A 2163-nucleotide genomic window follows, 5' to 3' on the forward strand; every position below is an offset into this window, starting at 1 on the left:
AGTATGATTTTGCTATATCATGCGCTATGCCGTCCAGAACGATATTCTGGAATCCAACCCAGCTAATGATATGGCCGGCGCACTCACCACCACGAAATCTCACCATCACCCCGCCCTGCCCCACGAAGACTTACCTGACTTTTTAGCTCGCTTATCTGCCTATCGCGGTCGCCTGCTGACCAAGATTGCAGTAGAGCTGGCTCTTCTGACGTTTGTCCGCTCCAGCGAACTGAGATTTGCCCGCTGGCAGGAGATAGACCTTGAAAACGCGGTCTGGAAAATTCCCGCTACACGAAAACCCATCAAAGGTGTTCGCTTTTCTGAGCGCGGCATGAAAATGAAAACTGAACATATTGTGCCCCTGAGCCGTCAAACGGTCTCGTTATTCAAAGAATTACACGTACTGAGCGGAAACTGCGAAGTTGTGTTTCCCTGCGATCACGATTCCGCAAAAGTGATGAGTGAAAACACCGTCAATAGTGCGTTACGCAATATGGGTTACGACACCCAAACCGACGTCTGTGGACACGGATTCCGCACAATGGCGCGTGGTGCGATGGGTGAATCCGGCTTGTGGAGCGATGATGCCATCGAGCGCCAGCTCAGTCATATCGAACGAAATAACGTTCGCGCAGCGTATATTCACACATCCAAACACCTGGATGAACGGCGGCTGATGGTGCAATGGTGGGCGGATTATCTGGATGCGAACCGGGAAAAATCCATCACACCGTATGACTTTGCCAAGCCCCTACGCGACAGAAAAAACCGATAACGCAACACGAAAATTAATCTTTCATCGAGCAATAACTAATTAACGCTGTTCATTGTGTCTTGCTTTTTAAATAATCCGCCTGTCATCAAACAACGTCCACGATGAGCGCTCAGGGACTCGGTAACAGGAGAAGCAATATGACAATGACAGCAAAGACACACTTTATTCGTTTGCCGGAAGTGCAGCGCAGAACGGGTTACAGCAAAGCGTGGATCTACAAACTGATTAGCGACGGAGCATTTCCACAGCAAGTTAAAATCGGGCCTCGCTCAGTGGCCTTTATCGAAGCAGAAATTGATAACTGGATTGCGCAGCGGATCGCCGAATCACGGGCGGCATAACAGACAAAAGACTATGACATAAGAAACAGAATATAAAACACAACGCCCCAGTGTGATGGCACACATCTGAGGCGTTTCACCAACAATCATTAAGCAAGGTAAAAATGATGGCTGATACACAGCATACCCAAACTCGCCCTAAATTTACAGTTCAAAAAACAACTGGCAACCAAAAACCGATTGATCTGATCCAGACCGTGAAAACCTCCGCCATGTATTCTTGGTCAAACCTGCTACCTGCGTGTGGTATTGATATCCCTGCAAAGGGCAAACATGGCGCTTGCCCCGTCTGCGGCGGCACCGACCGTTTTCACTTTATCGATGATCACCATCATGGCAACTGGTATTGCCGCCAGTGTGACACCCCGAACTATGGTAATGGACTGGATTTAGTGGCAAAAACCAAAGGGATCTCTGTTACTGAGGCGGCAAAAGTGGTCGCTAATGTACTGGCGCTACCTTTGCCAGAACCCAAGCCAGCCAAAGAAACCCATTACCCAACCCAGCCGATTGCTGAAAGAGTGACGGCACTGATGGCGCAAACTGTCGCCGGGCAATCGCCCTATCTGGCGGCAAAAGGTCTGCAACACCTTGATCAGCGACTACTGTTCGATAATTCGACAGTGCTGGCACTGACAGCACTGGATAAAAAAGTCACCGGTGCGCAGATCATCAAACCCAATGGCGATAAAAAATTCCTGTCCGGCAGCCAGAAGAAAGGCGCATTTATTGCCGTGTCAGAACTGGAAGCGTATCCCAATACGGTAGTCATTACCGAAGGTTACGCCACAGCACTCACGGTTAACCAGCTCTGTAAAGGCACGGTTCTGGCGGCGCTGGATGAGGGCAATTTGTATTCTGTTGCAAAAGCGGTTCGGAAACGTTGGCCGGACGCGAAAATCATTATTGCAGCGGATAATGACTGGCATCGCCCCGACGAGCTGGATAAAAACGGCAAACCCAGAGTAAATGTCGGCAAGATCTCAGCAGAAAAAGCAGCCCTTGCGGTTAATGGATGGATCTCGGTACCGCCTACAGAACATAAAG

The 2163-nt window shown here is 49.5% G+C and carries 2 protein-coding genes and 1 pseudogene; all 3 read left to right on the plus strand.

Annotated elements, in window-relative coordinates; all coding sequences use genetic code 11:
- Positions 1-16: 16 nt before the first annotated feature.
- Positions 17-775, plus strand: a pseudogene (locus tag ABLA76_RS17785) (site-specific integrase); the annotation flags it as partial.
- Positions 776-912: 137 nt separating this feature from the next.
- On the plus strand, positions 913-1116 hold the full coding sequence (locus ABLA76_RS17790) for an AlpA family transcriptional regulator (RefSeq protein ID WP_348988925.1): 204 nt from the start codon (positions 913-915) through the stop codon (positions 1114-1116).
- A gap of 107 nt (positions 1117-1223) precedes the next feature.
- On the plus strand, positions 1224-2163 hold a 940-nt coding region (locus ABLA76_RS17795; protein WP_348988926.1), incomplete at its 3' end, for a primase-helicase zinc-binding domain-containing protein.

Origin of the sequence: Xenorhabdus sp. SGI240 (assembly GCF_040081915.1) — a bacterium.
Taxonomy (GTDB): domain Bacteria; phylum Pseudomonadota; class Gammaproteobacteria; order Enterobacterales; family Enterobacteriaceae; genus Xenorhabdus; species Xenorhabdus bakwenae.

Bases quoted from the DNA above. Each gene is read 5' to 3' on its own strand.
- ABLA76_RS17790 (WP_348988925.1), top strand. From the start codon at position 913: ATGACAATGACAGCAAAGACACACTTTATTCGTTTGCCGGAAGTGCAG.